At 72.0% G+C, this 23,477-nt stretch carries 24 protein-coding genes; 8 read left to right on the forward strand and 16 right to left on the reverse strand.

Annotation, left to right across the window (positions count from 1 at the left end):
- Positions 1-35: 35 nt before the first annotated feature.
- From pdxS to pgsA, 5 genes are all read right to left on the reverse strand, one after another.
- The gene (pdxS, locus tag AB0C19_RS19635) at positions 36-953 is read right to left on the reverse strand and encodes a pyridoxal 5'-phosphate synthase lyase subunit PdxS (RefSeq protein WP_266303041.1); all 918 of its coding nucleotides are present in this window, start codon (positions 951-953) and stop codon (positions 36-38) included.
- Between the two features lie 147 nt (positions 954-1,100).
- On the reverse strand, positions 1,101-1,604 hold the full coding sequence (locus tag AB0C19_RS19640) for a hypothetical protein (protein ID WP_238682962.1): 504 nt from the start codon (positions 1,602-1,604) through the stop codon (positions 1,101-1,103).
- 81 nt (positions 1,605-1,685) lie between these two features.
- Positions 1,686-2,846, reverse strand: a complete 1,161-nt coding sequence (locus AB0C19_RS19645) for a glycosyltransferase family 4 protein (RefSeq protein ID WP_357187200.1) — start codon at positions 2,844-2,846, stop codon at positions 1,686-1,688.
- A gap of 16 nt (positions 2,847-2,862) precedes the next feature.
- Positions 2,863-3,795, reverse strand: a complete 933-nt coding sequence (locus AB0C19_RS19650) for a phosphatidylinositol mannoside acyltransferase (RefSeq protein WP_357187203.1) — start codon at positions 3,793-3,795, stop codon at positions 2,863-2,865.
- 46 nt (positions 3,796-3,841) lie between these two features.
- Positions 3,842-4,471: a phosphatidylinositol phosphate synthase gene (gene pgsA, locus AB0C19_RS19655; protein ID WP_330440843.1), complete on the reverse strand. Its 630-nt coding sequence runs from the start codon at positions 4,469-4,471 to the stop codon at positions 3,842-3,844.
- A 249-nt stretch (positions 4,472-4,720) separates the two neighbouring features.
- Here pgsA and AB0C19_RS19660 point away from each other — a divergent pair, with 249 nt between their 5' ends.
- A complete protein-coding gene (locus tag AB0C19_RS19660) occupies positions 4,721-6,877 on the forward strand; it encodes an elongation factor G-like protein EF-G2 (RefSeq protein ID WP_357187207.1) in 2,157 nt (718 codons plus the stop codon).
- A gap of 308 nt (positions 6,878-7,185) precedes the next feature.
- Here the strand turns inward: AB0C19_RS19660 and AB0C19_RS19665 are convergent, their stop codons facing one another.
- Positions 7,186-8,244 (reverse strand): aldo/keto reductase, encoded by a 1,059-nt coding sequence (locus tag AB0C19_RS19665; RefSeq protein ID WP_357187210.1) that lies wholly within the window; start codon positions 8,242-8,244, stop codon positions 7,186-7,188.
- 86 nt (positions 8,245-8,330) lie between these two features.
- On the opposite strand from AB0C19_RS19665, the gene AB0C19_RS19670 reads away from it, so the two are divergent.
- Positions 8,331-8,825, forward strand: coding sequence for a hypothetical protein (locus AB0C19_RS19670; RefSeq protein WP_357187213.1), 495 nt, complete (start codon positions 8,331-8,333; stop codon positions 8,823-8,825).
- A 49-nt stretch (positions 8,826-8,874) separates the two neighbouring features.
- Here AB0C19_RS19670 and AB0C19_RS19675 read toward each other — a convergent pair whose 3' ends face one another.
- Entirely contained in the window at positions 8,875-9,387 is a 513-nt protein-coding gene (locus tag AB0C19_RS19675) for an HIT domain-containing protein (RefSeq protein ID WP_196930193.1), read from the reverse strand.
- Positions 9,388-9,563: 176 nt separating this feature from the next.
- On the opposite strand from AB0C19_RS19675, the gene AB0C19_RS19680 reads away from it, so the two are divergent.
- Positions 9,564-10,292: a D-Ala-D-Ala carboxypeptidase family metallohydrolase gene (locus AB0C19_RS19680; RefSeq protein WP_238682954.1), complete on the forward strand. Its 729-nt coding sequence runs from the start codon at positions 9,564-9,566 to the stop codon at positions 10,290-10,292.
- 141 nt (positions 10,293-10,433) lie between these two features.
- Here AB0C19_RS19680 and thrS read toward each other — a convergent pair whose 3' ends face one another.
- Positions 10,434-12,446 carry a threonine--tRNA ligase gene (gene thrS, locus AB0C19_RS19685; RefSeq protein WP_357187218.1) on the reverse strand — a complete coding sequence of 671 codons (2,013 nt, stop codon included), beginning with the start codon at positions 12,444-12,446 and terminating at the stop codon, positions 10,434-10,436.
- Between the two features lie 188 nt (positions 12,447-12,634).
- Between thrS and AB0C19_RS19690 the strand changes: the two genes are divergently transcribed.
- Complete coding sequence (locus AB0C19_RS19690) at positions 12,635-13,549, forward strand: DUF1775 domain-containing protein (RefSeq protein WP_357187221.1); 915 nt, start codon at positions 12,635-12,637, stop codon at positions 13,547-13,549.
- Between the two features lie 91 nt (positions 13,550-13,640).
- Here the strand turns inward: AB0C19_RS19690 and AB0C19_RS19695 are convergent, their stop codons facing one another.
- A complete protein-coding gene (locus AB0C19_RS19695) occupies positions 13,641-14,561 on the reverse strand; it encodes an ADP-ribosylglycohydrolase family protein (protein ID WP_357187224.1) in 921 nt (306 codons plus the stop codon).
- 73 nt (positions 14,562-14,634) lie between these two features.
- Here AB0C19_RS19695 and AB0C19_RS19700 point away from each other — a divergent pair, with 73 nt between their 5' ends.
- Positions 14,635-15,324: a response regulator transcription factor gene (locus AB0C19_RS19700; RefSeq protein WP_091401712.1), complete on the forward strand. Its 690-nt coding sequence runs from the start codon at positions 14,635-14,637 to the stop codon at positions 15,322-15,324.
- 29 nt (positions 15,325-15,353) lie between these two features.
- Positions 15,354-16,757 carry a HAMP domain-containing sensor histidine kinase gene (locus AB0C19_RS19705; protein WP_357187228.1) on the forward strand — a complete coding sequence of 468 codons (1,404 nt, stop codon included), beginning with the start codon at positions 15,354-15,356 and terminating at the stop codon, positions 16,755-16,757.
- Between the two features lie 279 nt (positions 16,758-17,036).
- On the opposite strand, the gene AB0C19_RS19710 is transcribed toward AB0C19_RS19705, so the two are convergent.
- A complete protein-coding gene (locus AB0C19_RS19710) occupies positions 17,037-18,059 on the reverse strand; it encodes an adenosine deaminase (protein ID WP_357187231.1) in 1,023 nt (340 codons plus the stop codon).
- A complete protein-coding gene (locus AB0C19_RS19715; RefSeq protein WP_357187234.1) occupies positions 18,056-18,850 on the reverse strand; it encodes a trans-aconitate 2-methyltransferase in 795 nt (264 codons plus the stop codon). Before AB0C19_RS19715 ends, AB0C19_RS19710 begins: the two co-directional genes overlap by 4 nt.
- Positions 18,851-18,933: 83 nt before the next feature.
- On the opposite strand from AB0C19_RS19715, the gene AB0C19_RS19720 reads away from it, so the two are divergent.
- Positions 18,934-19,917: an aldo/keto reductase gene (locus AB0C19_RS19720; RefSeq protein WP_357187237.1), complete on the forward strand. Its 984-nt coding sequence runs from the start codon at positions 18,934-18,936 to the stop codon at positions 19,915-19,917.
- A gap of 88 nt (positions 19,918-20,005) precedes the next feature.
- Positions 20,006-20,197, forward strand: coding sequence for a hypothetical protein (locus AB0C19_RS19725; RefSeq protein ID WP_357187240.1), 192 nt, complete (start codon positions 20,006-20,008; stop codon positions 20,195-20,197).
- 152 nt (positions 20,198-20,349) lie between these two features.
- Here the strand turns inward: AB0C19_RS19725 and AB0C19_RS19730 are convergent, their stop codons facing one another.
- From AB0C19_RS19730 to AB0C19_RS19750, 5 genes are all read right to left on the reverse strand, one after another.
- Positions 20,350-20,553, reverse strand: a complete 204-nt coding sequence (locus AB0C19_RS19730; RefSeq protein ID WP_030338233.1) for a cold-shock protein — start codon at positions 20,551-20,553, stop codon at positions 20,350-20,352.
- 287 nt (positions 20,554-20,840) lie between these two features.
- Positions 20,841-21,113, reverse strand: a complete 273-nt coding sequence (locus AB0C19_RS19735; protein ID WP_130400249.1) for a DUF4235 domain-containing protein — start codon at positions 21,111-21,113, stop codon at positions 20,841-20,843.
- Positions 21,110-21,484, reverse strand: coding sequence for a DUF3618 domain-containing protein (locus AB0C19_RS19740; RefSeq protein ID WP_196927356.1), 375 nt, complete (start codon positions 21,482-21,484; stop codon positions 21,110-21,112). The genes AB0C19_RS19735 and AB0C19_RS19740 overlap by 4 nt, the downstream gene beginning before the upstream one ends.
- The gene (locus tag AB0C19_RS19745; RefSeq protein ID WP_030338239.1) at positions 21,481-21,915 is read right to left on the reverse strand and encodes a phage holin family protein; all 435 of its coding nucleotides are present in this window, start codon (positions 21,913-21,915) and stop codon (positions 21,481-21,483) included. Before AB0C19_RS19745 ends, AB0C19_RS19740 begins: the two co-directional genes overlap by 4 nt.
- Before the next feature lie 297 nt (positions 21,916-22,212).
- Positions 22,213-23,400, reverse strand: a complete 1,188-nt coding sequence (locus AB0C19_RS19750; protein WP_357187245.1) for a mechanosensitive ion channel domain-containing protein — start codon at positions 23,398-23,400, stop codon at positions 22,213-22,215.
- Between the last annotated feature and the right edge of the window lie 77 nt (positions 23,401-23,477).

Below are 23,477 nucleotides of genomic sequence, written 5' to 3' on the forward strand. Positions count from 1 at the left end.
CTGCGGGGCTCGCAAGAGCGGCTCACTCCTCGCGCTCACCAACCGCGCTCGGCCAGGCGGTGCGGCTGCGGGATCTCGTCGACGTTGATGCCGACCATCGCCTCGCCGAGGCCCCGGGAGACCTTGGCCAGCACGTCCGGGTCGTCGTGGAAGGTCGTCGCCTTGACGATCGCGGCGGCCCGCTGAGCCGGGTTGCCCGCCTTGAAGATGCCGGAACCGACGAAGACACCCTCGGCGCCGAGCTGCATCATCATCGCCGCGTCGGCCGGCGTGGCGATCCCGCCCGCGGTGAACAGCACCACCGGCAGCTTGCCGCTCTCGGCGACCTCCTTGACCAGCTCGTACGGGGCCTGCAACTCCTTGGCCGCGACGTACAGCTCGTCGGCCGGCAGCGAGGACAGCCGGGCGATCTCCTGGCGGATCTTCCGCATGTGGGTGGTGGCGTTGGAGACGTCACCGGTGCCCGCCTCGCCCTTGGAGCGGATCATCGCCGCGCCCTCGGTGATCCGGCGCAGCGCCTCGCCCAGGTTGGTAGCGCCACAGACGAAGGGCACCGTGAACGCCCACTTGTCGATGTGGTTCGCGTAGTCGGCCGGGGTCAGCACCTCGGACTCGTCGACGTAGTCCACGCCGAGCGACTGGAGGATCCGCGCCTCCACGAAGTGGCCGATGCGGGCCTTGGCCATCACCGGGATGGAGACCGCCTCGATGATCCCGTCGATCATGTCGGGGTCGCTCATCCGGGACACCCCACCCTGCGCGCGGATGTCGGCGGGCACCCGCTCCAGGGCCATCACCGCGACGGCGCCGGCGTCCTCAGCGATCTTGGCCTGCTCGGCGTTGACGACGTCCATGATCACGCCGCCCTTGAGCATCTCGGCCATGCCACGCTTCACGCGGGCGGTGCCGACGACAGGGGCCGTACCGGTGTTCGAGGCGGTGTTTTCGGGCACGGGTCATCGCTCCTTGGACATGCTCTGGGGGTGGCAGCGAAAATGCTACGCGCGGTTCAACGCCGCACCGACAGCCAATCAGACCCCCGGTGGCCTGCACTGTGGCAGTGGTCACCGGCTTGCCCACGCCCAATCGGGAGCAGGAGGTCAGGCGGCGGGAACGTCCGCCGGCACGACGAGGGTCGGGTCGTCGATGTCGAAGTAGCGCGGCCAATCCCGGCCCCGTCCCATCCGCAACAGCCGCACCAGCGGCCGGCTGCGCGCCGAGCGGGCGTCCCGGACCAGGTCGGTGTGCACCTGCCGGGACAACGCGAGCCGACGACTCGCGGCGATGACCGCCACGCAGTCCGGGTCGCCCGGGTCCAACTGGACACCGCGCAACTGGCGGGTGAGGTCGTTCTCGGCCGCCTCCCGCTCGTCCGGACTGGCGTCCAGGGCGATCCGGGCAGCCGCGTACAGCTCGACGCCGAAACGCCGCTCAGCCAGGACCGCGGCTGCCGCCGCGCGGCGCAGCAGGTGGGCGTCGAGAGCCCGCGCCGCCAGCTCCGCGCGAGCCTGTAGTCGCTCCACCCGGCCGGCGGTCCAGATGAGGTACGCCGCGACCAGCCCCACGACCACGCTCGCGGCCACCACCCACCACATGTGCGGCATCGTAGTGCTGCTCCGTTTCGTCCGATTGGGCGCGGCCGGACCGGTCCCACCGGTCACCCCCGCACCATCCGTCACACCGGCTCAGCTCAGCCCCACCCATTCCTGGTCGATGACCCGCCCGTCGGTTGCCTCGATCGCCGCTGCGTATACCTCCAGAACGCGGCGAGCAACCACCGGCCAGTCGAAATTCGCGACCACCTGATCGCCGCAGGCACTCAGCGCGGCCCGCGCGGCCGGGTCGTCCAGCAGCTCGGCCAGCACGTCACGCAGCCCCACCGGGTCGCCGGTGGGGAAGAGCCGACCGGCCCGCCCACCGTCGAGCACCCGCCGGAAGGCGTCCAGATCACTGGCGATGACAGTCGTACCCGCGGCGAGGGCCTCGGTGAGGATCATGCCGAACGACTCGCCGCCGGTGTTCGGCGCGACGTAGAGGTGCACACTGCGCAGCATGCGCGCCTTGTCCGCTTCGCTGACCAGGCCGAGGAACGTGATCTGCTCGTGCAGTTCGGCGGGGAACTGGTCGTACAGGTCGTCGGGGTCACCCGGGCCGGCGACGAGCAACCGCAGACCGGGCCGGGTGGCGGCCAGCGCCACGAACGCGTCGCGCAGGACCGGGAAGCCCTTGCGTGCCTCGGTGAACCGGCCCAAGAAGCCGAGCGTGCCGCCGGTGCCAACTGCGCACTCCCCCGGCCAGCCCGGCAGCGGCTCGGCGTCGGCGAACTTGGCCACCGCCACCCCGTTGGGGATCTCCACCGCACCGCCGTCCATGTGCTCGACCTGCACCTTGCGGGCCAGCGCGCTCACCGCGATCCGGGCCGTGATCCGCTCCAACACGATCTGAAGCACACCCTGCGCGGCGGCGAGGACCCGCGAACGGGTCATCGCGGTGTGGAACGTGGCCACCACCGGGCCGCGGGCGGAGAGCACGGCCAACAGCGACAGGCTCAGCGTGAGCGGCTCGTGCACGTGCAGCACGTCGAAGTCACCGTTGGTGATCCATCGCCGGACCCGGGCGGTCGACACCGGGCCGAACGCGATCCGGGCAACCGACCCGTTGTACGGCAGCGGGACGGCCCGGCCGGCGGACACCACGTACTCCGGCAGCGGCGAATCCTCGTCGGCCGGCGCGAGCACGCTGACCTCGTGGCCCAGCGTGATCAGCGCCTCGGCGAGGTCCATGACGTGGTTCTGCACCCCACCGGGCACGTCGAAGGAGTACGGGCACACGATGCCGATCCGCATCCGTCAGCCCACCTCCTCAGGCCTGGCCGGAGGCCGACGAGGGCAGCGCCGCGCCCTCCCCCGACCTCGCCTGGTCCAGCCACATCCGCTGCAACATGTGCCAGTCTTCCGGATGGCGGGCGATACCCGCCGCCAGACCGTCGGCGATCAGCTGGGTCAGCGACCGGACCCGCTGGTCCAGCGGCCCCACCTCGGGGCCCGGCACCGGCAACGGACCAGCCAGCGACGCGCGGGCGGCATCCGGTTCGAACCACAGCGAGGCCACGTAGAGCGGCGCGCCGGTGTGCAGCGCGAGCAACGCCGGCCCGGCGGGCATCCGGGTCTTCCCGCCGAAGAAGTCCACCTCCACCCCTCGGGCGGAGAGGTCCCGGTCGGCCAGCAACGGCACCACAGCACCGGCCCGCACCCGGTCCAGCAGCACGTCGAACGCCGGACGCGGCCCCCCGTGGGTCGGCAGGATCTCCATCCCCAGACTCGCCCGGAAGGCCAGGAAGCGCTTGTAGACGCCCTCCGGCTTGAGCCGCTCCATGACTGTGGTGATCGGCCAACCGGTGGCCGCCACCCAGGCGCCCGCGGCATCCCAGTTACCGGCGTGCGGCAGGGCCACTACCGCGCCCCGTCCGGCGGCCACGTCGGCGGCGAGCAGCTCGGCGCCGTCGAGCCGGAAACCGGACAGGATCTGCGACCGGCTCAGGGCGGGCAGCCGGAACGCCTCCATCCAGTACCTGGCGTACGAGCGCAACCCGCGCTTGACGAGATCGTCCAACTCGGCGTCGGGCAACTCCGGGCCGACCACCCGGCGCAGGTTCGCGCGCAGTCGGGACGTACCCCCGCCGCCGGCGCGGTGGGCGCGGTCCGCGCCCGCCTGGAACGCCGCCGCCACCAACGGCCGGGGTAGCGCACGGACCACCCGCCACCCGGCGATGTAGCCCAGCTCGGTGAGGTTCACGCGACTCTGCCGCCGGTCGTTCGACGCCGGGTCGCCGGCACGCCGCTCATGCCTGGCCGTCCGGCTGGAGCTGCTGGGCCTGGCGGTAGACGTGCGTCATCCGCTGCCCCACCGTGAAGATCGACACGGCGGCGAGCAGCCAGAGCGCGATCTCCAGGGCCGGATCGACACCGACGCCGGTGAGGATTCCGCCGACCCCGACGATCAGCAGTCGCTCGGTGCGTTCGGCGATGCCCACGTTGCAGGTCATGCCGAGCCCTTCGGCGCGGGCCTTGACGTAGGACACCAGGCTGCCGGCAGCCAGGCACACCAACGCGGCGGCCACGCCGGAGTAGTTGCCCTGCGTGGCCAGCCAGTACGCGACGGCGCCGAAGACGGCGCTGTCGGCGACCCGGTCCATGCTTGAGTCGAGGAACGCGCCGAACTTGGTGGAGCCGCCGCTCATCCGGGCCATCGTCCCGTCGAGCAGGTCGGTGAGCGCGAACAGGGTGACGATCAACGCGCCCGCGACCAGGTGGCCGCGGGCACCGAAGCCGAGCGCGCCGACGAGCACACCAACGGTGCCCGCGACGGTGACGGCATTGGGGGTGACGCCCGCGCGCAGCAGGGCGCGGGCAATCGGCTCGACGACGCGGGTCATCCCCGCGCGGGCCGACACTTGGAAGATCTTCGCCATGGCGGTCCCCACGATAACGGTCCGCCCAGCTCCGGCGATACGGACGGTACCGCCGACCCGCCCGGGGGAGGCTTGTGCCTACCCGGCAACGGGTGTGAGATCGAGCCGGGAGGTGAGCCAGCTCACCCGTCCGCCCGTCCCGTTCCCGCTGTGCAGCAGACCACCGGAGGATATCGCCGCGCACTCGCCCCGGGCCGCTACCCGTCGCGCGGCGGTCGCCACCACCACCGGCTGAGGGAGGTGCGCCCCATGGCGCAGAAGAGTCACGAGAAGGGTTCCACCGGCGGCACGCCGGTGGTCACCGAGCCCGAGCGGGTTCGCAACGTGGTGCTCGTCGGGCACTCCGGGGCGGGCAAGACCACACTGGTCGAGGCCCTGCTCGCGGCGACCGGCACGATCGGCCGCGCCGGCACCGTTGTCGACGGCACCACTGTCGGCGACCACGACCCCGCGGCCGTACGCCAGCAGCGCTCGGTCAGCCTGTCCTGCGCACCGCTGCTGCACAACGGCATCAAGGTCAACCTGCTGGACACCCCCGGGTACGCCGACTTCGTCGGCGAGCTGCGCGCCGGGCTGCGGGCCGCCGACGCCGCGCTCTTCGTGGTCTCCGCCGCGGGCGGCATGGACGCGGCCACCGTCGCGCTCTGGGAGGAGTGCGCAGCCGTCGACATGCCCCGCGCGGTCGCGGTGGCTCGACTGGACCAACCCCGCGCCGACGTCGACGAGACGGTGGCGCTCTGCCAGCGCCTCTTCGGTGACAACGTGATGCCCCTCTACCTGCCGATGCTCGGCGACGACGGGGTGTCCACCGAAGGTCTGCTCGGCCTTATCACCCGTCGGGTCTTCGACTACAGCGCCGGGCTGCCCGCCGACGTCCGCGACCCGGACCCGGAGCACCAACGGGCCATCGACGAGTCCCGCGACGAGCTGATCGAGGGAATCATCGCCGAGAGCGAGGACGAGACCCTCATGGACCGCTACCTCGACGGCGAGGAGATCGGCGACGAGGTGCTCATCGACGACCTGGAGAAGGCGGTCGCCCGGGGCCACTTCTACCCGGTGGTGCCGGTCTGCGCCCAGACCGGTGTCGGGCTGGACGTGCTGCTGGAGGTGCTGACCGCCGCGTTCCCGTCGCCGCTGGAGCACGAACTGCCGGCGGTGGCCGGCGTGGACGGCTCACCGCGTCCGCCGCTGAGCTGCGACCCGGCCGGGCCGCTGGTCGCCGAGGTCGTCAAGACCACCATCGACCGCCACGTCGGTCGCGTCTCGCTGGTCCGGGTCTTCTCCGGCACGCTGCGCCCCGACCAGACCGTGCACGTCTCCGGGCACGGCATGGCCGAACGCGGGCACCCCGACCACGACGCCGACGAGCGGGTCGGGCACATCTACACCCCGCTGGGCGCCACACTGCGGGAGGTGTCGCTCTGCGTGGCCGGTGACATCTGCGCGATCACCAAGTCGGGCAGCGCCGAGACCGGCGACACCGTCTCGACCATTGACGACCCGCTGCTGATCGCCCCCTGGGAGATGCCGGAGCCGCTGCTGCCGGTGGCGATCGCCGCCCGTAGCCGCGCCGACGAGGACGCCCTGGCCCGCAACCTCGCCCGCCTCGTCGCCGGCGACCCCACGCTGCGGCTGGAGCGCAACCCGGAGACCCACCAACTGGTGCTCTGGTGCATGGGCGAGGCACACGCGGACGTGGTGCTCGACCGGCTGCGCGCCGGCGGTGTCGAGCTGGACACCGAGCCGGTCAAGGTGTCGCTGCGCGAGACGCTGACAGCGCCCGCGAAGGGGCACGGCCGCCACGTCAAGCAGTCCGGCGGCCACGGCCAGTACGCGGTCTGCGACATCGAGGTCGAGCCGCTACCCCGCGGCAGTGGCTTCGAGTTCGTCGACCGGGTGGTCGGCGGCGCGGTGCCGCACAACTACATCCCATCGGTGGAGAAGGGCGTCCGCGCCCAACTGGAGCGCGGGCTGGTCGCCGGGCACCCCGTGGTGGACCTGCGGGTGACACTGGTCGACGGCAAGTCGCACAGCGTCGACTCCTCCGACGCGGCCTTCCAGACCGCCGGCGCGCTGGCGCTGCGCGACGCCGCCGAGCGCGGCCAGCCGGCCCTGCTGGAGCCGATCGACGAGGTCACCATCCGGGTTCCGGACGGCTCGGTGGGCACGGTGATGGGCGACCTGTCCGGCCGACGCGGCCGGGTGCTCGGCACCGAACCGGACCCGGACACCGAGGGCCGCACCCTCGTCCGCGCCGAGGTGCCGGCCACGGAACTGCTTCGGTACGCCGTCGAGCTGCGCTCCATGACGGCCGGCACCGGTACCTTCCGCCGCCACTTCGTCCGCCACGACCCCATGCCCGCCCACCTGGCCGACCAGACCCGCAAGGAACAACTCCCCTAACCCCAGCCCAGCCCCGCCCCGCCCCGCCCCGCCCCGCCCCGCCGATCTTGCATTTTCTGTCACCCTTATGTCGCTGTCGCGGGCATAAGTCCCCTCGGAAAGTGCAAGATCGGCGAGGGCTGGGGTGGCTCGCGGGTCGATCATGGAGTTGTGGTGGGCAGAAGGCGGATCTATGCCCGATTCGCGAGGCACCACAACTCCATGATCGACACGGGCGGGCGGGCGGGGGCGGGCCCGGCGGGCCCGGCGGTCACGGGGCACGCGGGCGGGGCGGGGGCGTGGGCGAGGGGTGGGGTTTGTGGACTTGTTTACGGGTGGACTGTGGGGTGGGTGGGGCGGGGCCAGTGGGGGCGGTCGGCGTCGCGGAGGGCCGCGGTGCGGACGGCGGCAAGTTGACGCTCCACCTCGACGAACTGGTCCGCCGGCAGCGGGCCCCGGTGCAGCGCGGCGGCGTTCTCCTCGACCTGGGCGACAGTACGGCAGCCCGGGATCGGAATGGTGCGGCCGCTGCGCGCCCAGATCCAGCCCAACGCGCCCTGGGCGAGGGTGCGCCCGTCGGCGGTGAGCGCGGCACGGACCGCGCCGACCCGGCGCAGCCACTCCGGTGCCGGCCGACCACCCCGGAACCACTCCAACCAGCCCGGGGTCAGCCCGCGTACGTCGTCGCGGGGCAACGTCGACGCGGCCGTGTACTTGCCGGTGAGCAGCCCCATCCCGAGTGGGCCCCGGTTGATGCTGGCCAGGTCGTACTTGTCGCAGACGGCGAGCAGCTCGGGAGCGTCGCGCAGCACCGACAGGGCGTGTTGCACGGCGGTGGCACCGGCGGCGGCGTGCCCGAACGCGGCGGCCCGGTCGGTGCGGTCGGTGCTCCACCCGTACGCGCGGATGAGGCCCTCGGCCACCAGGTCCTCGCAGGTCCCGATCAGCGCCTGCGCCCTCGGCACCGACAGGTCGGCCAGGTGCAGCTGATAGAGGTCGATCCGGTCGGTGCCCAGCCGGCGCAGTGAGGCGGCCACGGCACCGCGCAGGTACGCGGGCGACGCGTCCTCACCGGTGGCCTGCCGGCCGGCCTCGTCGAAGGTGTAACCCCACTTGGTGGCGATCACGGCGTCGTCACGGCGACCGGCGAGCGCGCGTCCGAGCACCCGCTCACCGTGCCCGGCCCCGTACGTGTCGGCGGTGTCGAAGAGGGTGATGCCCAGATCAAGTGCCCGGCGTACCGCCCGCACCGACTCGTCGTCGTCGACAGCGCCCCAGCCCAGTGGCTGGGTACCCTCCGCCCAGGGCCCGCCGATCGCCCAGCACCCCATGCCGAGGGCGCTGACCTCGATGCCGCTGCGCCCCAACACCCGTGTCGTGACTGCCATCGGCCGATCGTGCCACCTTCGGCAGGCCGGGGCGTAGCAGATCCGCGGGCGGACACGCGGGTGCACGGAGACGGTCACGGTGCGGCATGATCAACGCCATGCGGCGGCTCGGGGTGGACATCGGCGGAGTGATCATCGAGCCGGCCGATGGCGACGCGGACACGTCGTTCTTCGGCGCGCACTACCTGCGCACCCCGGCCGTCGTCGGGGCGTTCGACGCGCTCGCGGCGCTCGGCCCGGCGTTCGACGAGGTGCACCTGGTGTCCAAGTGCGGGGAGGCCACCGAGCGGCGTACCCGGGAGTGGCTGGCCCACCATGACTTTCCGGCCCGCACCGGCATCCCGGTCGAGCGGGTGCACTTCTGCCGCACGCGACCGGACAAGGCACCGATCGCCGGACGCCTCGGCCTCACCCACTTCGTGGACGACAAGCTGGAGGTGCTCGGCTATCTCGACTCGGTGCCGCACCGCTTCCTGTTCCGGCCCCGAAGGGCCGAGGTCGCCGCACACGCCGCGATGCTGCCCCGCGTACGCCGGGTGGAGAGCTGGTCGGAGCTGACCCCGCTGCTGCGCGCCGACTAGCCGGACCGGTGCGGAGGCCGCGCGACCGGCGCGGCGCGGCCGGCGGGCGTCAGGACGGCCAGGCGCGGGCGAGCAGGTCGCGGGTGTCGCCGAGCAGCTGCGGCAACACCTTGGTGCGGCCGATCACCGGCATGAAGTTCGCGTCGCCGCCCCAGCGCGGCACCACGTGCTGGTGCAGGTGCGCGGCGATGCCGGCGCCGGCCACCCCGCCCTGGTTCATGCCCAGGTTGAAGCCGTGGGCGTTGCTGACCTTGCGGATCACCCGCATGGCGGTCTGGGTGTACGACGCCAGCTCGGTGGTCTCCGGCACGTCCAGGTCGGTGTAGTCGGCGACGTGCCGGTAGGGGCACACCAGCAGGTGCCCCGGGTTGTACGGGTAGAGGTTGAGCACCACGAAGACGTGCTCGCCCCGGGCCACCACCAGGCTTTCCTCGGGCGGCAGCTTCGGCCCCCGGCAGAAGGGGCAGCCGGTCGGCTTCTCGTAGCCCTCGGCCGGGCGGTCCTCGCCGGAGATGTAGGTCATCCGGTGTGGCGTCCAGAGCCGCTCCAGGCCGTCCGCCATGCCGTCACTGTCCGTGTGCCGTTCCACCCCTGTCACGAGCCGATCCTACGGAGCCCCGCGGGCACGCCGCGACACCCGCCTTGGGGAAACCCGGGACTGCAAGTTCTTGACGGATCAAAGCCGAAGTATGAAACTTCCATGCATCCACGTACTTCCATGCATTGATGGAGGGCTACATGTTCCGACGGCTCGGCAGGTTCCTCGCGGCACTGGCGTTGACCGCCGCCACCACAGTGGCCGGCGTCACCCTCACTGCCGGCGCGGCCCAGGCGGACGGCTGCTACACCTGGGGACGCACCCTGTCCCAGGGGGCGTCCGGCGAGGATGTCCGACAACTCCAGATCCGGGTCGCCGGCTACCCCGGCTACGGCGCGGTGCTCACCCTCGACGGCGCGTACGGCCCGGCCACCCGATCGGCGGTGATCCGCTTCCAGCAGGCGTACGGGCTGCCCGCCGACGGCATCGCCGGCCCACAGACGTTCAACAGGCTCTACGCCCTCCAGGACGACGACTGCACCCCGGCCAACTTCAGCTACCCCGAGCTGAACAAGTGCAACAGCGACTGGTCCGGCGGCGCCGTCTCGGCGAGCACCGCCCGGTTCAACGCGCTCGTCTCGATGTGGAAGCTCCAGGCCATGCGGCACGCCCTCGGCGACGTGTCCATCGCGATCAGCAGCAGCTTCCGCAGCTACGCCTGCAACAGCGCCGTCGGCGGCGCGTCGAACAGCAGACACCTCTACGGCGACGGGGTGGACCTGGTCGGCTCCCCGTCGTTCTGCCGGCTGGCGCAGCAGGCCCGCAACCACGGCTTCGGGCAGATCCTCGGCCCCGGCTACCCCGACCACAACGACCACACCCACGTGGCAGCGGTCGGAGGCTGGTCAGCGCCGAACTGCGGCATCTGACCCCGTAGGCCGCCGCCCGCGCCGGCGCGTCCGGGCGAAGATTGATCACGCTCGAACATGGAAGTAGTGGCCTCCCCCACCGGGGAGGCCACTACTTCCTGGATCGAGCACGATCATGCGGCAAGCGCGCCGCCCGCCCGGCTACTCCGCGGCGGCGGCGGAGGGGCCGATGTTGGTCCGTGAGCTGACCACGTCCAGCACGTGGGTCACCGCCTCGGCGACCGGCACCCCGTTGCGCTGGGAGCCGTCGCGGTAGCGGAAGGAGACCGTGCCGGCGGCCACGTCGTCGTCTCCGGCGATCACCATGAACGGGATCTTCTGCTGCTGCGCCGTCCGGATCTTCTTCTGCATCCGGTCGTCACCCGCGTCCACCTGGGCCCGGATGCCCTCGGCGCGCAGCGCCGCGACGAAGCCGTGCAGGTAGTCGGTGTGGTCCTCGCGGATCGGGATGCCCACCACCTGCACCGGCGCCAGCCAGGCCGGGAACGCGCCCGCGTAGTGCTCGGTGAGCACCCCGAAGAACCGCTCGATCGACCCGAACAGCGCACGGTGGATCATCACGGGCCGCTGCCGGCTGCCGTCGGCGGCCTGGTACTCCAACCCGAACCGCTCCGGCTGGTTGAAGTCGACCTGGATGGTGGACATCTGCCAGGTCCGGCCGATCGCGTCGCGGGCCTGCACGGAGATCTTCGGCCCGTAGAACGCCGCGCCGCCCGGGTCGGGCACCAGGTCCAGGCCGGAGGTCGCGGCGGCGGTCCGCAGCGCCTCGGTGGCCTCGGCCCAGTCCTCTTCGGCCCCGATGAACTTGGGCGAGTCGTCCCGGGTCGACAGCTCCAGGTAGAAGTCGTCCAGGCCGTAGTCACGCAGCAGGTCGAGCACGAAGCTGAGCAGCGTGGACAGCTCGCCGGCCATCTGCTCACGGGTGCAGTAGATGTGCGAGTCGTCCTGGGTCAGGCCACGGACCCGGGTGAGGCCGTGCACGACGCCGGACTTCTCGTACCGGTAGACAGTGCCGAACTCGAACATCCGCAGCGGCAACTCCCGGTACGACCGCCCGCGCGACCTGAAGATCAGGTTGTGCATCGGGCAGTTCATCGCCTTGAGGTAGTAGTCCGCGCCCTCCAATTGCATGGGCGGGAACATGGTGTCCGCGTAGTACGGCAGGTGACCGGAGGTCTGGAACAGCTGCGCCTTGGTGATGTGCGGGGTGTTGACGAACTCGTACCCCGCCGCCTCGTGCCGCTGGCGCGAGTAGTGCTCCATCTCGCGGCGGATGATGCCGCCCTTGGGGTGGAAGACCGCCAGGCCGGAGCCGATCTCGTCGGGGAAGCTGAACAAATCGAGGTCCGCGCCGAGCTTGCGGTGGTCGCGCCGGGCGGCCTCCTCCAACAGCTTCAGGTACGCCTTGAGCTCGTCGCGGGTCGGCCACGCGGTGCCGTACACCCGCTGTAGTTGGGGGTTCTTCTCCGACCCCCGCCAGTAGGCGGCGGCGGAACGCATCAGCTTGAACGCGCCGATCAGTCGGGTGGTCGGCAGGTGCGGACCCCGGCACAGGTCCGACCAGCAGACCTTGTCCTCCTTGGCGTCGAGGTTGTCGTAGATGGTCAGCTCGCCGCCGCCCACCTCCATCACCTCGTCGGTGTCCAGGCCCTCGCCCTTGACCTCGATCAACTCCAGCTTGAACGGCTCGTCGGCCAGCTCGGAGCGCGCCTCGTCCAGGCTGCCGAAGCGGCGGCGACGGAACCGCTGCCCGGACTTGATGATCTCCTGCATGCGCTTCTCGAGCTTGCTGAGGTCATCGGGCTGGAACGGCTTGTCGACGTCGAAGTCGTAGTAGAAGCCGTTCTCGATGGGCGGGCCGATGCCCAGCTTGGCCTCGGGGAAGATGTCCTGCACGGCCTGGGCGAGGACGTGCGCGGTGGAGTGGCGCAGCACGTTGAGCCCGTCGGGCGAATCCAGGCTGACCGGCTCGACGACGGTCTCCTCGGCCGGCGACCAGTCCAGGTCGCGCAGCTGGCCCTCGGGGTCGCGGACCACGACGATCGCCTTCGGGCCGTTCGCGGGCAGTCCGGCCGCGGCCACCGCGTCGGCCGCCGTGGTCCCGGCGGCGACGACGACGGGGTCGGCCACGGCGGGGGTACGGGGTGCTGACACGGTGACTCCTCCAAGTGGTACGAAACGGTGCCGATCCTCGGCTCCTGCCGATGCTATCGGTCGCCCCGCCCCCGGCCGGGAACGGCACCTCCTTACCGCCGACGTTGAACCTTTCGCGCCTCGCAGCCGAACTAGAAGGTGTGGCCGGAAACCGGTGCCGGCCGCGTCGACACGGATGGGGGCACGAGATGGCGAGCACGTACGGCGGTGGCCGTCGACGGCGGATCGTGGCGGCGACCGCGGTGACCGCCGCTGGGCTGCTGCTCTGGCCTGGCACGGCGTACGCCGCGGACGTGACGACCACCCCGACCGAGGCCCGGCAGGGCGAGGCGGTACGGCTGGAGTTCAGCGTCCCGGAGGAACGGGCCGGCACGAAGACCAACCAGATCGAGGTCCGGCTGCCGGCCGACGCGCCGATCGCCGAGGTCTACCCCATGTCGGTGAACGGCTGGGCACCCCGAATCAGCTCCCGCACCCTGGACAAGCCGGTGGCCGGTATCCACTCCTCCGGGGTGAACACTGTGACGACAGCGGTGACCTGGGTCCGGGTCGGTGCGAGTGACCCCGGGCCGGCTCGGCTGGCGCTCTCCATGGGGCCGATGCCGCAGGCCGAGCGACTCACCTTCGAGGTCGTCCAGACGTACGCCGATGGCACCGTGGTCCGGTGGGCGGACGCCACCGGCCCGCACCGGGCCCCGGCGCTCACCCTGCTGCCGGCGGCGCCCGGCGCGGCGGGTCCTGCCGCACACGGCGGACACGCCGGTCCGGCGGCCGGTGCACCGGTCGCAGCGGACAACGGTGTGGACGCCGCACCGCCGGCCCGATCGGGCGGTGCCGACGAGGGCAGCGCCGACGGGATGCTGGCCGCCGGCCTGCTGGCCGGGCTGGGCGGCGGCGCGGCGATCGGCTGGCTGGTCAGCCGGTGGCGTCGACGCGACCCGGGCGAGGCCACCGCGCTCGCCGAGGTGACCGGCGGCCCGGACGAGGCCGCGACGCTGGCCGAGATAACCGGCCGCGGGAACGACACCGCAACGCCAGACCCGACGCCCGCCGACCCGCAGCCCACCGACGCGCAGCAGGCTGTTCCCGCAGCATCGCGGTGATCCACTCGGGTTCCCGGAAGCCGCGGCATCCCCGCCCCGCCCGGACAGCCCGATTTGCAGGAAGCCGAGTTGATCGTGGTCAGCCCGGGGGTCAGGGGAGCCAGGGAGGTAGCGGCTCGCGGGCGGCCAGCCACTCTTCGGGTACCCCGCCCGGGGTGCCGACACCGGTGTGCGCCGCCACCACCGCTCCGGCGATGGCGGCGGTGGTGTCCACGTCCCCGCCGGCCCGTACGCACGTCTCGATGGCCGCCGGATAGTCGTCGAGGTGGGTGGCGGCCACCCAGAGGGTGAACCCGACGGTGTCCTGGGCGGTCACCCGGGAGCCGTTGCCGAGCGCCTCCACCACCCGGGGCAACGGCCGGCCGAGCAGCCCGGCAGCCCGGTGTACGCCCCGGTGCACCTCGGTGCCCGGGTCGAGCGCGGCGGCGATCCCGGCGAGCAGCCGCTCCGGGGCCGGCCGGTGCCCGTCGAGACGGGCTCGGGCGGCCAGCGCGGCGGCGACGGCGACGGCGACCGCGCCGACGATCCCCTCCGGGTGCGCGTGCGTCACCTCGGCGGACGCGCGGGCCTGTGCCGCGGCGCGCGCCGTCGAGTCGGCGAAGTACGCGCCCAGCGGGCCGACCCGCATCGCCGCGCCGTTGCCGCAGGAGCCCTGCCCGTCGAAGGCGGAGGCGGCGGCCAGCGGCCACGGGGTGCCGGTGCGGATCAGCTCCAGGATCAGCATCGCGCCCGCGCCGTAGCCTCGGCGCTCGGTGCATCGCTCGGCGAAGGAGAGGGCCAGCCGGTCCCGGTCGATGCCACCGGAGTCGGCCAACTGGGCGAGGACCGAACAGGCCATCTCGGTGTCGTCTGTCCATTCCCAGGGCGCTGGCGGCAGCGCGTCGACGGCGAGACCCACGGGCGCCGACCCCGGCAGGAAGTACTGCGCGCCGAGCGCGTCGCCGGTGGAGAGACCGGCGAGGCTGTCCCGGGCGAGCGCCAGGCGGGCATCGGCGAACAGGGTGAACGACATCGTCGTACCAGCTTGCCCGGTCGCCAGGCACGCCGCAACGCGATCAACTTGCCAGGCCAAGTACGGTCTTGTCGTGGCCTCCGTGCTCCTGGTCGAAGACGATCACGTCGTACGCGGCGCGATGCTGCGGTCCCTCACCGACCGGGGGCATGCCGTGCACGCCGTGGGTACGGCGTTGGACGCCCTGCGTCGGGTCGCCGCGGAGACACCCGACCTGGTGGTGCTCGACCTCGGCCTACCCGATCTGGACGGCTCGGACGCGCTGCGGATGCTGCGCGGCATCACCGACGTTCCGATCATCATCGCCACCGCCCGCGACGACGAGCAGTCGGTGGTCAAGCTGCTGCGCGCCGGCGCCGACGACTACATGGTCAAGCCGTTCACCGGGGCACACCTGGACGCCCGGATCACCACAGTGCTGCGCCGGGCCGGCCGGGCCAGTCGGTCCGTGCAGCCCGCTGTGCACAGCGTCGGCGGGCTGCGGGTGGACGTGGGCGAGCGCAGCGCCCAGCTCGACGGGGAGCCGCTGGCGCTGACCCGCAAGGAATTCGACCTGTTGGCGTATCTCGCCGCACGACCTGGGCGGGTAGTGTCCCGCCGGGAACTCTTGGAGGAGGTATGGCGGCAGCCATCGGTCGGCGAGGATCAGACCATCGACGTTCACCTGTACTGGCTCCGCAGAAAGATGGGCGAGTCCGCGGCGAAGCCGCGCTACCTGCGCACCGTGCGGGGGGTCGGATTCCGGCTGGTGGCACCGGACTGAGGACGGCGCTGGCCCTGCTCACGGCCGGCATGTGCAGTCTCGTGGCGCTCGCGTTCCTGATCCCGCTAGGGCTCAGTCTGCGCGAGCAGAGCCGGGACGAGGCGATCGCCGACGCGGCCCGGCGCAGCGCGCTGGTGACCGGCGCGCTGGCAGTCAGCACCGACCCTGCGGTCGTCGAGCGTGCCGTGGTGGCCAGCGCCGATGGCGCACCCACCCGGCCCGTGGTGCACGGGTTGGGATTGGACGAGTCCGCCGGTCGGGCCAGCGGCAGCGACCTGGACCGGGCCCGCACCGAGCGCCAGTCGGTGGTCGTCGACGTCGACGGGGGTGTGGCCCGACTCGACCCGGTCGTCCTCGGTGACCGGACGGCAGTGGTCGAGGTGTTCCTTCCGGAGTCGACGCTGGGCGAGGGCGCCGGCGGCACCTGGTTGCTGCTGTTCGCTGTCGGCGCGGCGATGGCCGGCGCGGCGGTGCTGGTGGTCGACAGGGTCGCTGCCCGCGCGGTGGACTCCACCCGCGGTCTGGTCAAGGCCGCGCTCTCCATCGGCGACGGCGACCTCGGCGTACGCGTCGAGCCGACCGGTCCGCGCGAGCTGGCCGAGGCCGGGTACGCCTTCAACCGGATGGCGGACCGGCTGGACGCCGCCCGCACCGACGAGCGGGAGCTCGTCGCCGACCTGTCGCATCGTCTGCGTACCCCGTTGACTGTGCTGCGGTTGGACGCGGAGGCGTTGGAGTCCGACGACACCAGCGTGGGTTCGTTCAGCCCGGCGGAGTTGGACCGGCTGCGCGGGATCCGGCGGATCCGGCAGGCGATCGTCACCCTGGAGGGTGAGATCGACGTGCTGATCAAGACCACCCGTAAGACGGTGGCGCTCGAGGCCGGGCCGGCGATGTGCGACGTCAGCGAAGTGGTCCGGGACCGGATGGTGTTCTGGGCGGCGTTGGCCGGCGACCAGAACCGGCCGCACCGGGTGAACGGCGCCCAGCTACGCATCCCGGCGCCGGTGCCGCGGGCCGAACTGGCCGCCGCGCTCGACGCGGTGATCGGCAACGTCTTCCGCTACACCCCGCAGGGCACGGCGTTCGAGGTGGCGGTGTCCCGGCGCGACGGTTACGTGGCGATCCGGATCGACGACGCCGGCCCCGGCATCGCCAACCCGGACCGGGCGCTGCGCCGGGGCGCCAGTGACCAGGGCTCGACCGGGCTCGGGCTGGACATCGCCAAGCGGGTCGCGTTGCAGGCCAACGGCTCGGTGAGCATCGACCGCGCCCGGCTGGGCGGGGCCAGCGTGGTGATGCTGCTCGCCGACCCGGAGGCGACGCCCCGGCAGGTCAGCCGCTTCGGTCTGGTCGGTCGGATGGCCCGCGACGCCCGGGACACGAAGGCCACCGGTCGTCGCTGGCCCCGCCAGCGCCCCACCGACGACTGACCCGGCCGAACCCGGGGCTGTGCGCCGGCGCAAGTCTTCCTTAGATCGCGGTTAACGACCGCGTTGGATCGGCTGCTGGCTGACAGGATCACAGCACGAACCCACCAGTTCCACCGGCCGAGCGCACCACGCACCCACGGCCGGTGGAGCCGCGCGCGCGGCGGGAGTCACAGGTCCCCCCACACCCACACTCCCGCCGCGCGCCCTGCTCAACCAACCGGCCCAGCCGAGCGACCAGCCGGCACCCGAGCGGCCGACCAGCCCCGCCTGCCGATCAGCTCAGCCGGCGGAGGCGAGGTACGCGTCGATCTCGGCGAGGATCCGCTGCTGGCCGGCGGCGTCCAGGAAGGACGCGGTCACCGCGTTGCGGGCCAGCCCGGCCAGGCCCTCGGCACCGACGCCGAGCAGGCGGGCGGCCACCGCGTACTCGTCGTTGAGGGTGGTGCCGAACATCGGCGGGTCGTCGGAGTTGATGGTGACCAGCAGCCCGGCCTCGACCAGCCGGGGCAGCGGGTGCTCGTCGAGGGTGGCCACCGCCCGGGTACGGACGTTGGACGTCGGGCAGATCTCCATCCCGATCTGCCGCTCGGCCAGGTACGCGAGCAACTGCGGGTCCTGCGCGGCGGAGATGCCGTGCCCGATCCGCTCGGCGCCCAGCTCGTTCAGCGCGTCCCAGACGGTCTGCGGCCCGGTGGTCTCCCCGGCGTGCGGCACCGAGCGCAGCCCGGCGGCGCGGGCCTGGTCGAAGTAATGCCGGAACTGCGGTCGGGGTACGCCGATCTCCGGGCCGCCCAGACCGAAACTGACCAGCCCGTCAGGGCGCTCGTCCAGCGCGACGCGCAGCGTCTCCTCGGCCGCCGGCAGGCCGGCCTCGCCGGGGATGTCGAAGCACCAGCGCAGCTCGATGCCGAAGTCGGCCAGGGCACGCTTGCGGGCGTCCTCGATGGCCTCGCAGAACGCCGGCGCGGGAATGCCCCGTCGGACGTGCGAGTACGGGGTGATGGTCAGCTCCGCGTACCGGACCTGTTGGCGGGCCAGCTCGCGGGCCACCTCGTGGGTGAGGATCCAGACGTCCTCCGGGTCGCGGATGAGATCCACGACGCTCAGGTAGACCTCGATGAAGTGCGCGAAGTCGCGGAACTCGAAGTAGCTGGCGAGCGCATCCGGGTCGGCCGGCACGGGGGTGCGCCCCTCGTGGCGGGCCGCCAACTCGGCGACGATCCGGGGCAGGGCGGAGCCGACGTGGTGCACGTGCAGCTCCACCTTGGGCAGGCCGGCGATGAAGGTGGACAGGTCGGTCACTGGTTCTCCTGGGCATGGTCGCCGGTGTGGGCAACGACGAAGACGCGGCGGAACGGGAAGTACACCTGACCCTGCCGCACCGGGTACGCCGCGGTGAGTAGTACTCCCAGCTCGGCCCGGAAGGCGGACCAGCCGGCGGCGTCCAGTGCGGCCCGGACCGGGCGCAGCGCGGTGCCCTCCATCCAGGCCAGCACCGGGTGCTCGGCGGCGGGTCGAGCCGGCAGCAGGTGCACGTAGGTAGTCTCCCAGGCGTCCACCGCGCAGCCGGCGGCGGTCAGCAGCTCCGCGTAGTCGGCCGGGTCGTCGACTGGGTCCGCGCGCAGCAGCGGGGCGACCTCGGCACGCCAGGTCGGCCGGTTGGCGACCTCCCGAAGGGCGCGGTGCGAGTCGGCGGCGAAGTTGCCGGGGACCTGCATGGCGAGCCAGGCGCCGGCGGGCAGATCGGCGGCCCAGCGGCGCAGCAGCTCCTGGTGGCCGGGGACCCACTGCAGGGCCGCGTTGCTGACCACCACGTCCTCGTCGCCGGCCGGGCGCCAGTCGCGCAGGTCGGCGACCGCGAAGTCGACCGGCGCGCCGAGGGCCTCAGCCCGCTCGATCATCTCGGGCGAGGAGTCGAGACCGCGCACCCGGCTGGTCGGCCAGCGTTCGGCGAGGACGGCGGTGAGCTGGCCGGGGCCGCAGCCGAGGTCGACCACCGCTCGGGGTCGCTCGGCCGGGATCCGGGCGAGGAGGTCGTGAAACGGCCGGGATCGCTCGTCGCCGAAGCGCAGGTAGGTCGTCGGGTCCCACATGGTCGCCTCCCAAACCGTACGTCCGTACTGCTAACCGTACGGCTCGCGTGGCAGGGTGGCAACCCGATCACTAGGCTCGGGGCATGGAACAGCGCAGCTTCAACCGGCTCGGCCGGACCGTTGGCGCGGTCGGCCTGGGCGCGTGGCAACTCGGCGCCGACTGGGGCACCGTCAGCGAGGACGACGCGATGGCGGTGCTCGCCGCCGCCGTGGACGCCGGGGTCACCTTCCTCGACACCGCCGACGTGTACGGCGACGGCCGCAGCGAGCAGCTGATCGGCCGCTTCCTGCGCAGCCGACCCGACGCCGGGCTGACCGTCGCCACCAAGATGGGCCGCCGCGTCGAGCAGCGGCCGGAGGCGTACACCCTGGCCAACTTCCGGCAGTGGACCGACCGCTCCCGGGCCAACCTGGGCATGGACACCCTGGACCTGGTCCAGTTGCACTGCCCGCCCACCGAGGTCTTCTCCTCCGACGAGGTCTTCGACGGCCTGGACACCCTCGTCGCCGAGAAGGCCATCGCCGGGTACGGGGTCAGCGTCGAGACCTGCGACCAGGCCCTCACCGCGATCGCCCGACCGGGGGTGGCGAGCGTCCAGATCATCCTCAACGCGGTCCGCCACAAGCCACTGGAGCGGGTGCTCCCGGCCGCGGCCGCGGCCGGTGTCGGCATCATCGCCCGCGTGCCGCTCGCCAGTGGCCTGCTCTCCGGCCGCTACGACGAGCACACCGAGTTCCCCGCCGACGACCACCGCAACTACAACCGGCACGGTGCGGCCTTCGACGTCGGCGAGACGTTCTCCGGAGTCGACTTCGACCGAGGTCTGGCCGCCGTACGCCGGCTGGCCCCGCTCGTCGACGCGGACCGCACGATGGCGCAGTTCGCCCTGCGCTGGGTGCTGGACCAGGCCGGCGTCACAGTGGTCATCCCCGGTGCCCGCGACGCCGACCAGGCCCGACGCAACGCCGCCGCGGCGGCCCTGTCCCCGCTCACCGACGAGCAGTTGACAGCCGTCCGCGACACCTACGACGAGTTGATCCGCCCGCAGGTGCACGACCGGTGGTGACCCGCGCGCCCGGGGTGCTCGCATCACGCCATCCGGCCGGCGATGCTGGACGGCGGCGCGCCGCCCCGGGCGGCGGAGAGGGGACGCGATGAGGGGTTGGCTTACGCTCACCCTCGGCCTACTGGCCGTGGTGATCGGTGCGGTGTGGACGGTCCAGGGTCTCGGCTACGTCAGCGGCAGCGTGATGACCGACGAGAAGATCTGGGCGGTGATCGGCCCGCTCGTGACGGTGGCCGGGCTGGTGGTGCTCTGGTTCGGCCTGCGCTCGCGTCGACGCTGACCGCTCGCTGCACCGGCGAGCCTGAGGCTGACCGCCCGCTGCACCGGCGAACCCGAGCAGGCGAAAGCCCCGCATCCCAACCGGGATGCGGGGCTTTCCCGTGACCCTTGAGCCGGATCGTCCCACTGGCCGGCGGGGGCCGGCCGTCCTACTCAGATGGGGCGGACCTGCTCAGCCTGCGGGCCCTTCTGACCCTGAGCGATCTCGAACTCCACCCGCTGGTTCTCCTCCAGCGAGCGGTAGCCGCTGGTCTGGATGGCCGAGAAGTGGACGAACACGTCAGCACCCCCACCATCGACGGTGATGAAGCCGAAGCCCTTGTCAGCGTTGAACCACTTCACGGTTCCCTGAGCCATGTGTTTCTCCCTCTAAAAACTGGCGGCCGTGCACGCCGTCCGGCCGATTGGCCGTTTTTGAGCAGCGGCGCCTGAGGCGGCCCCACAAAGGAGACTTCTCTCAACCCACGCCATCTCGCAACAGCGGGGACCAGCAAATCACGGAGGTAAAAAGTCTGTCACGACCTCTCCGACGAATTTCTCCGACATGTGACCTGACGGATGCCTCAGGTGCGCTGGGCGGCGTGCGATGCCATGCGAAAGCCCCCTTCCCATCGATGCGGGAAGGGGGCTGAAGTCGCTGCTGGTCAGTCCGGCCAGCTGCCGGTCATCCGGCGTACGCCGACCGCGCCGCCCCGGTCCACGGCGGCCCGGACGACCGCGAAGATGGCGCCCTGCAACGCCGCGGCGGCCAGGATCTCGCCCCAGCCGCGATCCTCGTCGGTAGCGTTGGGCGCCTCACCGTCGCCGGCGGTCACCTTCCAGACCTGCCGGAAGATCGCCCCGGCCACAGTGCCCGCGGCGATACCCAACAACACCCCGACCGGCCGGTACGCGACCCTGCCGATGCTCTTACTCACCTACGCCTCCCCCGCACGATCATCAGCACCACCACGGTGGCCACCGCGCCGGCCGCGATGGCCGCCCACGGCACCGGGTTGCGGCGCACCAACTCGCCCTTGTCGTACGCCTGTGCGCGTACCAACTCACCCTTTTCGTACGCCTGCGCCCGCGCCATCCCGGCGCCACGCGCGGCCTGCCCGCGGACCCGGGCGACGGTCTGCGCCGCCTGCTCCCGCATCCGCTCCTTGGCCTGCTCGGCAGACTCCTTCAGACGCGCCTTGACGTCGGCCTTGGCGGCCAGCGCCTCCATCGTCTCGCCCAACTCGACCCGGGTGCGACGGATCTCCTCGCGGAGGGCCTCCGTGTCGCCGGTCCCGTTACCGGTCATTGCCGCCCCCTGTCCTTCACTGCGGCGGTGACGGTGTCCATGTCTGCCCGCAGGCTACGGACCGTGGCCGCCGGCACCGGCGGGACGGCACGGCTGACCTGCTTCTTGCCCACCAGGGCGAGGATGCCGGCCACCAGGAAACAGGCCACCGCCACGATCAGCGCCGCGGCCCAGGCGGGCAACACCAGGTCGAGCAGCAGGATCGCCGTGGCGACCAGCGCACCCAGACCGAAGAACGCGAGCGCGCCACCGCCGCCGAACAGGCCGATCCCGATGCCCGCGTGCTTACCCTTCTGGGTCAACTCCGCTCGGGCCAGCGTCAGTTCGTCCCGTACGAGGCGGGAGATCTGCTCAGTGGCCCGCTGCACCAACTCGGCGGTGGAGGGCTCGCTCCCGTTCTGGGATGTGCGGGCTTTCGCCACGTCAGCCATGCTGTCCTCCTTTCCTCATCACCGCGCTGTATGCCCGAAGTCGCCGCTCGTCAATCCTAAAGCGCGCCAAGCAGCTCACCGTCCCCGTTGTCCGGACGCCGCGCCGCCAATACGCAGCCAGCCGCCGCGATCACGCCAGAGACGTCCGGCAGCACATCCCCCACCCAAGCCCGACCAAACCTCGCGCAACCAACCCCTCCACCCCCATTGCGGTGATCATGAAGTTATTGCCGAGACACGCCGAGGCGGGAGGCGATAACTTCATGATCAACAGGTGTGGAGACGCAGACGGGGGCGTTAGGGGCGGGTTTCTTCGGGGCCTACGAAGGCTTCGCTGCGGGCGTCGCCGTCGTCGCTGCCGCCGAAGACACGGGCGTCGTCGGGCGCCTCGGTGTCGGACAGGCGGCGGGCCGGCCGCCTCGGCTGCACCCACTGCCAGGACAGGTTGCTGTTGGAGTCGCCCAGCTCGGTGCGCAGCCGGGGCATCGCGGTCGGGCGGTTGTCCCGGATCCAGGCGACCAGGTGCTCCCGGACGAGGCAGCGCAGGTCCCACAGGCTGCCCGCGTCGGCGGCGCTGACCAGCGCGCGCAACCGGACCGTCCCGCCGGTGGCGTCGGTGACCTGGAGGACGCAGACCCGCCCGTCCCACAACTCGGTGCCCTCGACGAGGCGGCGCAGTTCCTCGCGCATGGTCTGCACGGGCACCGCCCAGTCGACGTCGAATTCGGCGGTGCCGAGCACCGCCGCCTCCGTCCGGGTCCAGTTCTGGAACGGCTTGCTGGTGAAGTACGAGGTGGGCAGGATCAACCGGCGGTCGTCCCAGATCTGCACGACGACGTAGCTGAGGGTCAGCTCCTCGATGCGACCCCACTCCCCCTCGACGACGACGACGTCGTCGAGCCGGACGGCGTCGCTGAAGGCGAGCTGGAGGCCGGCGAAGACGTTGCCGAGCAGGCTCTGCGCGGCGAGCGCGGCCACCACACCGACCAGACCGGCCGAGGTCAGCACACCGGCGCCGATGCCCCGGACGCTGGGGAACGTCATCAGCATCACGCCGACGGCCAGGATGACGACCACCGCGATGGTCAGTCGGCGCAGCATCACCACCTGGGTTCGGACCCGCCGGGCGTGCCGGTTGTCGGGAACGTCGACCCGGAACCGTGCCAGCGCGGTGTCCTCCACGACGACCAGCAGACCGGCGACCAGCCAGGCCATGGTGGCGATGACGCCGAGGATGAGCAGGTGCAGCAACAGCCGACGCCAGCTCTCGCCGACCGCGTACCCGGTGGTGAAGCGGACGGCGAACTGCACGGCCAGGACCGTTGCGGCGACCTGGAACGGGCGGTGCGCGTGGTCGGTCAACTCGGTCAACAGCAGTGATCGGCGGCCGAACCGCCGGGTCAACCGGTGGACGACCTCGACCAGGAACAGGGCGACCGCCGCCGCGACGAGCGCGGCGACGGCCGTTTCGAGATAGTTCTGCACGGCTTCGGTGCTCCCCTTCGACCAGGCGTCGGGCACTTCGGGCAAAAGCCCAAGAGTGCCCGACATCCGTGGTATCG

The sequence above is a fragment of the Micromonospora sp. NPDC048842 genome (assembly GCF_040649935.1).
Taxonomy (GTDB): Bacteria; Actinomycetota; Actinomycetes; order Mycobacteriales; family Micromonosporaceae; genus Micromonospora; species Micromonospora hortensis.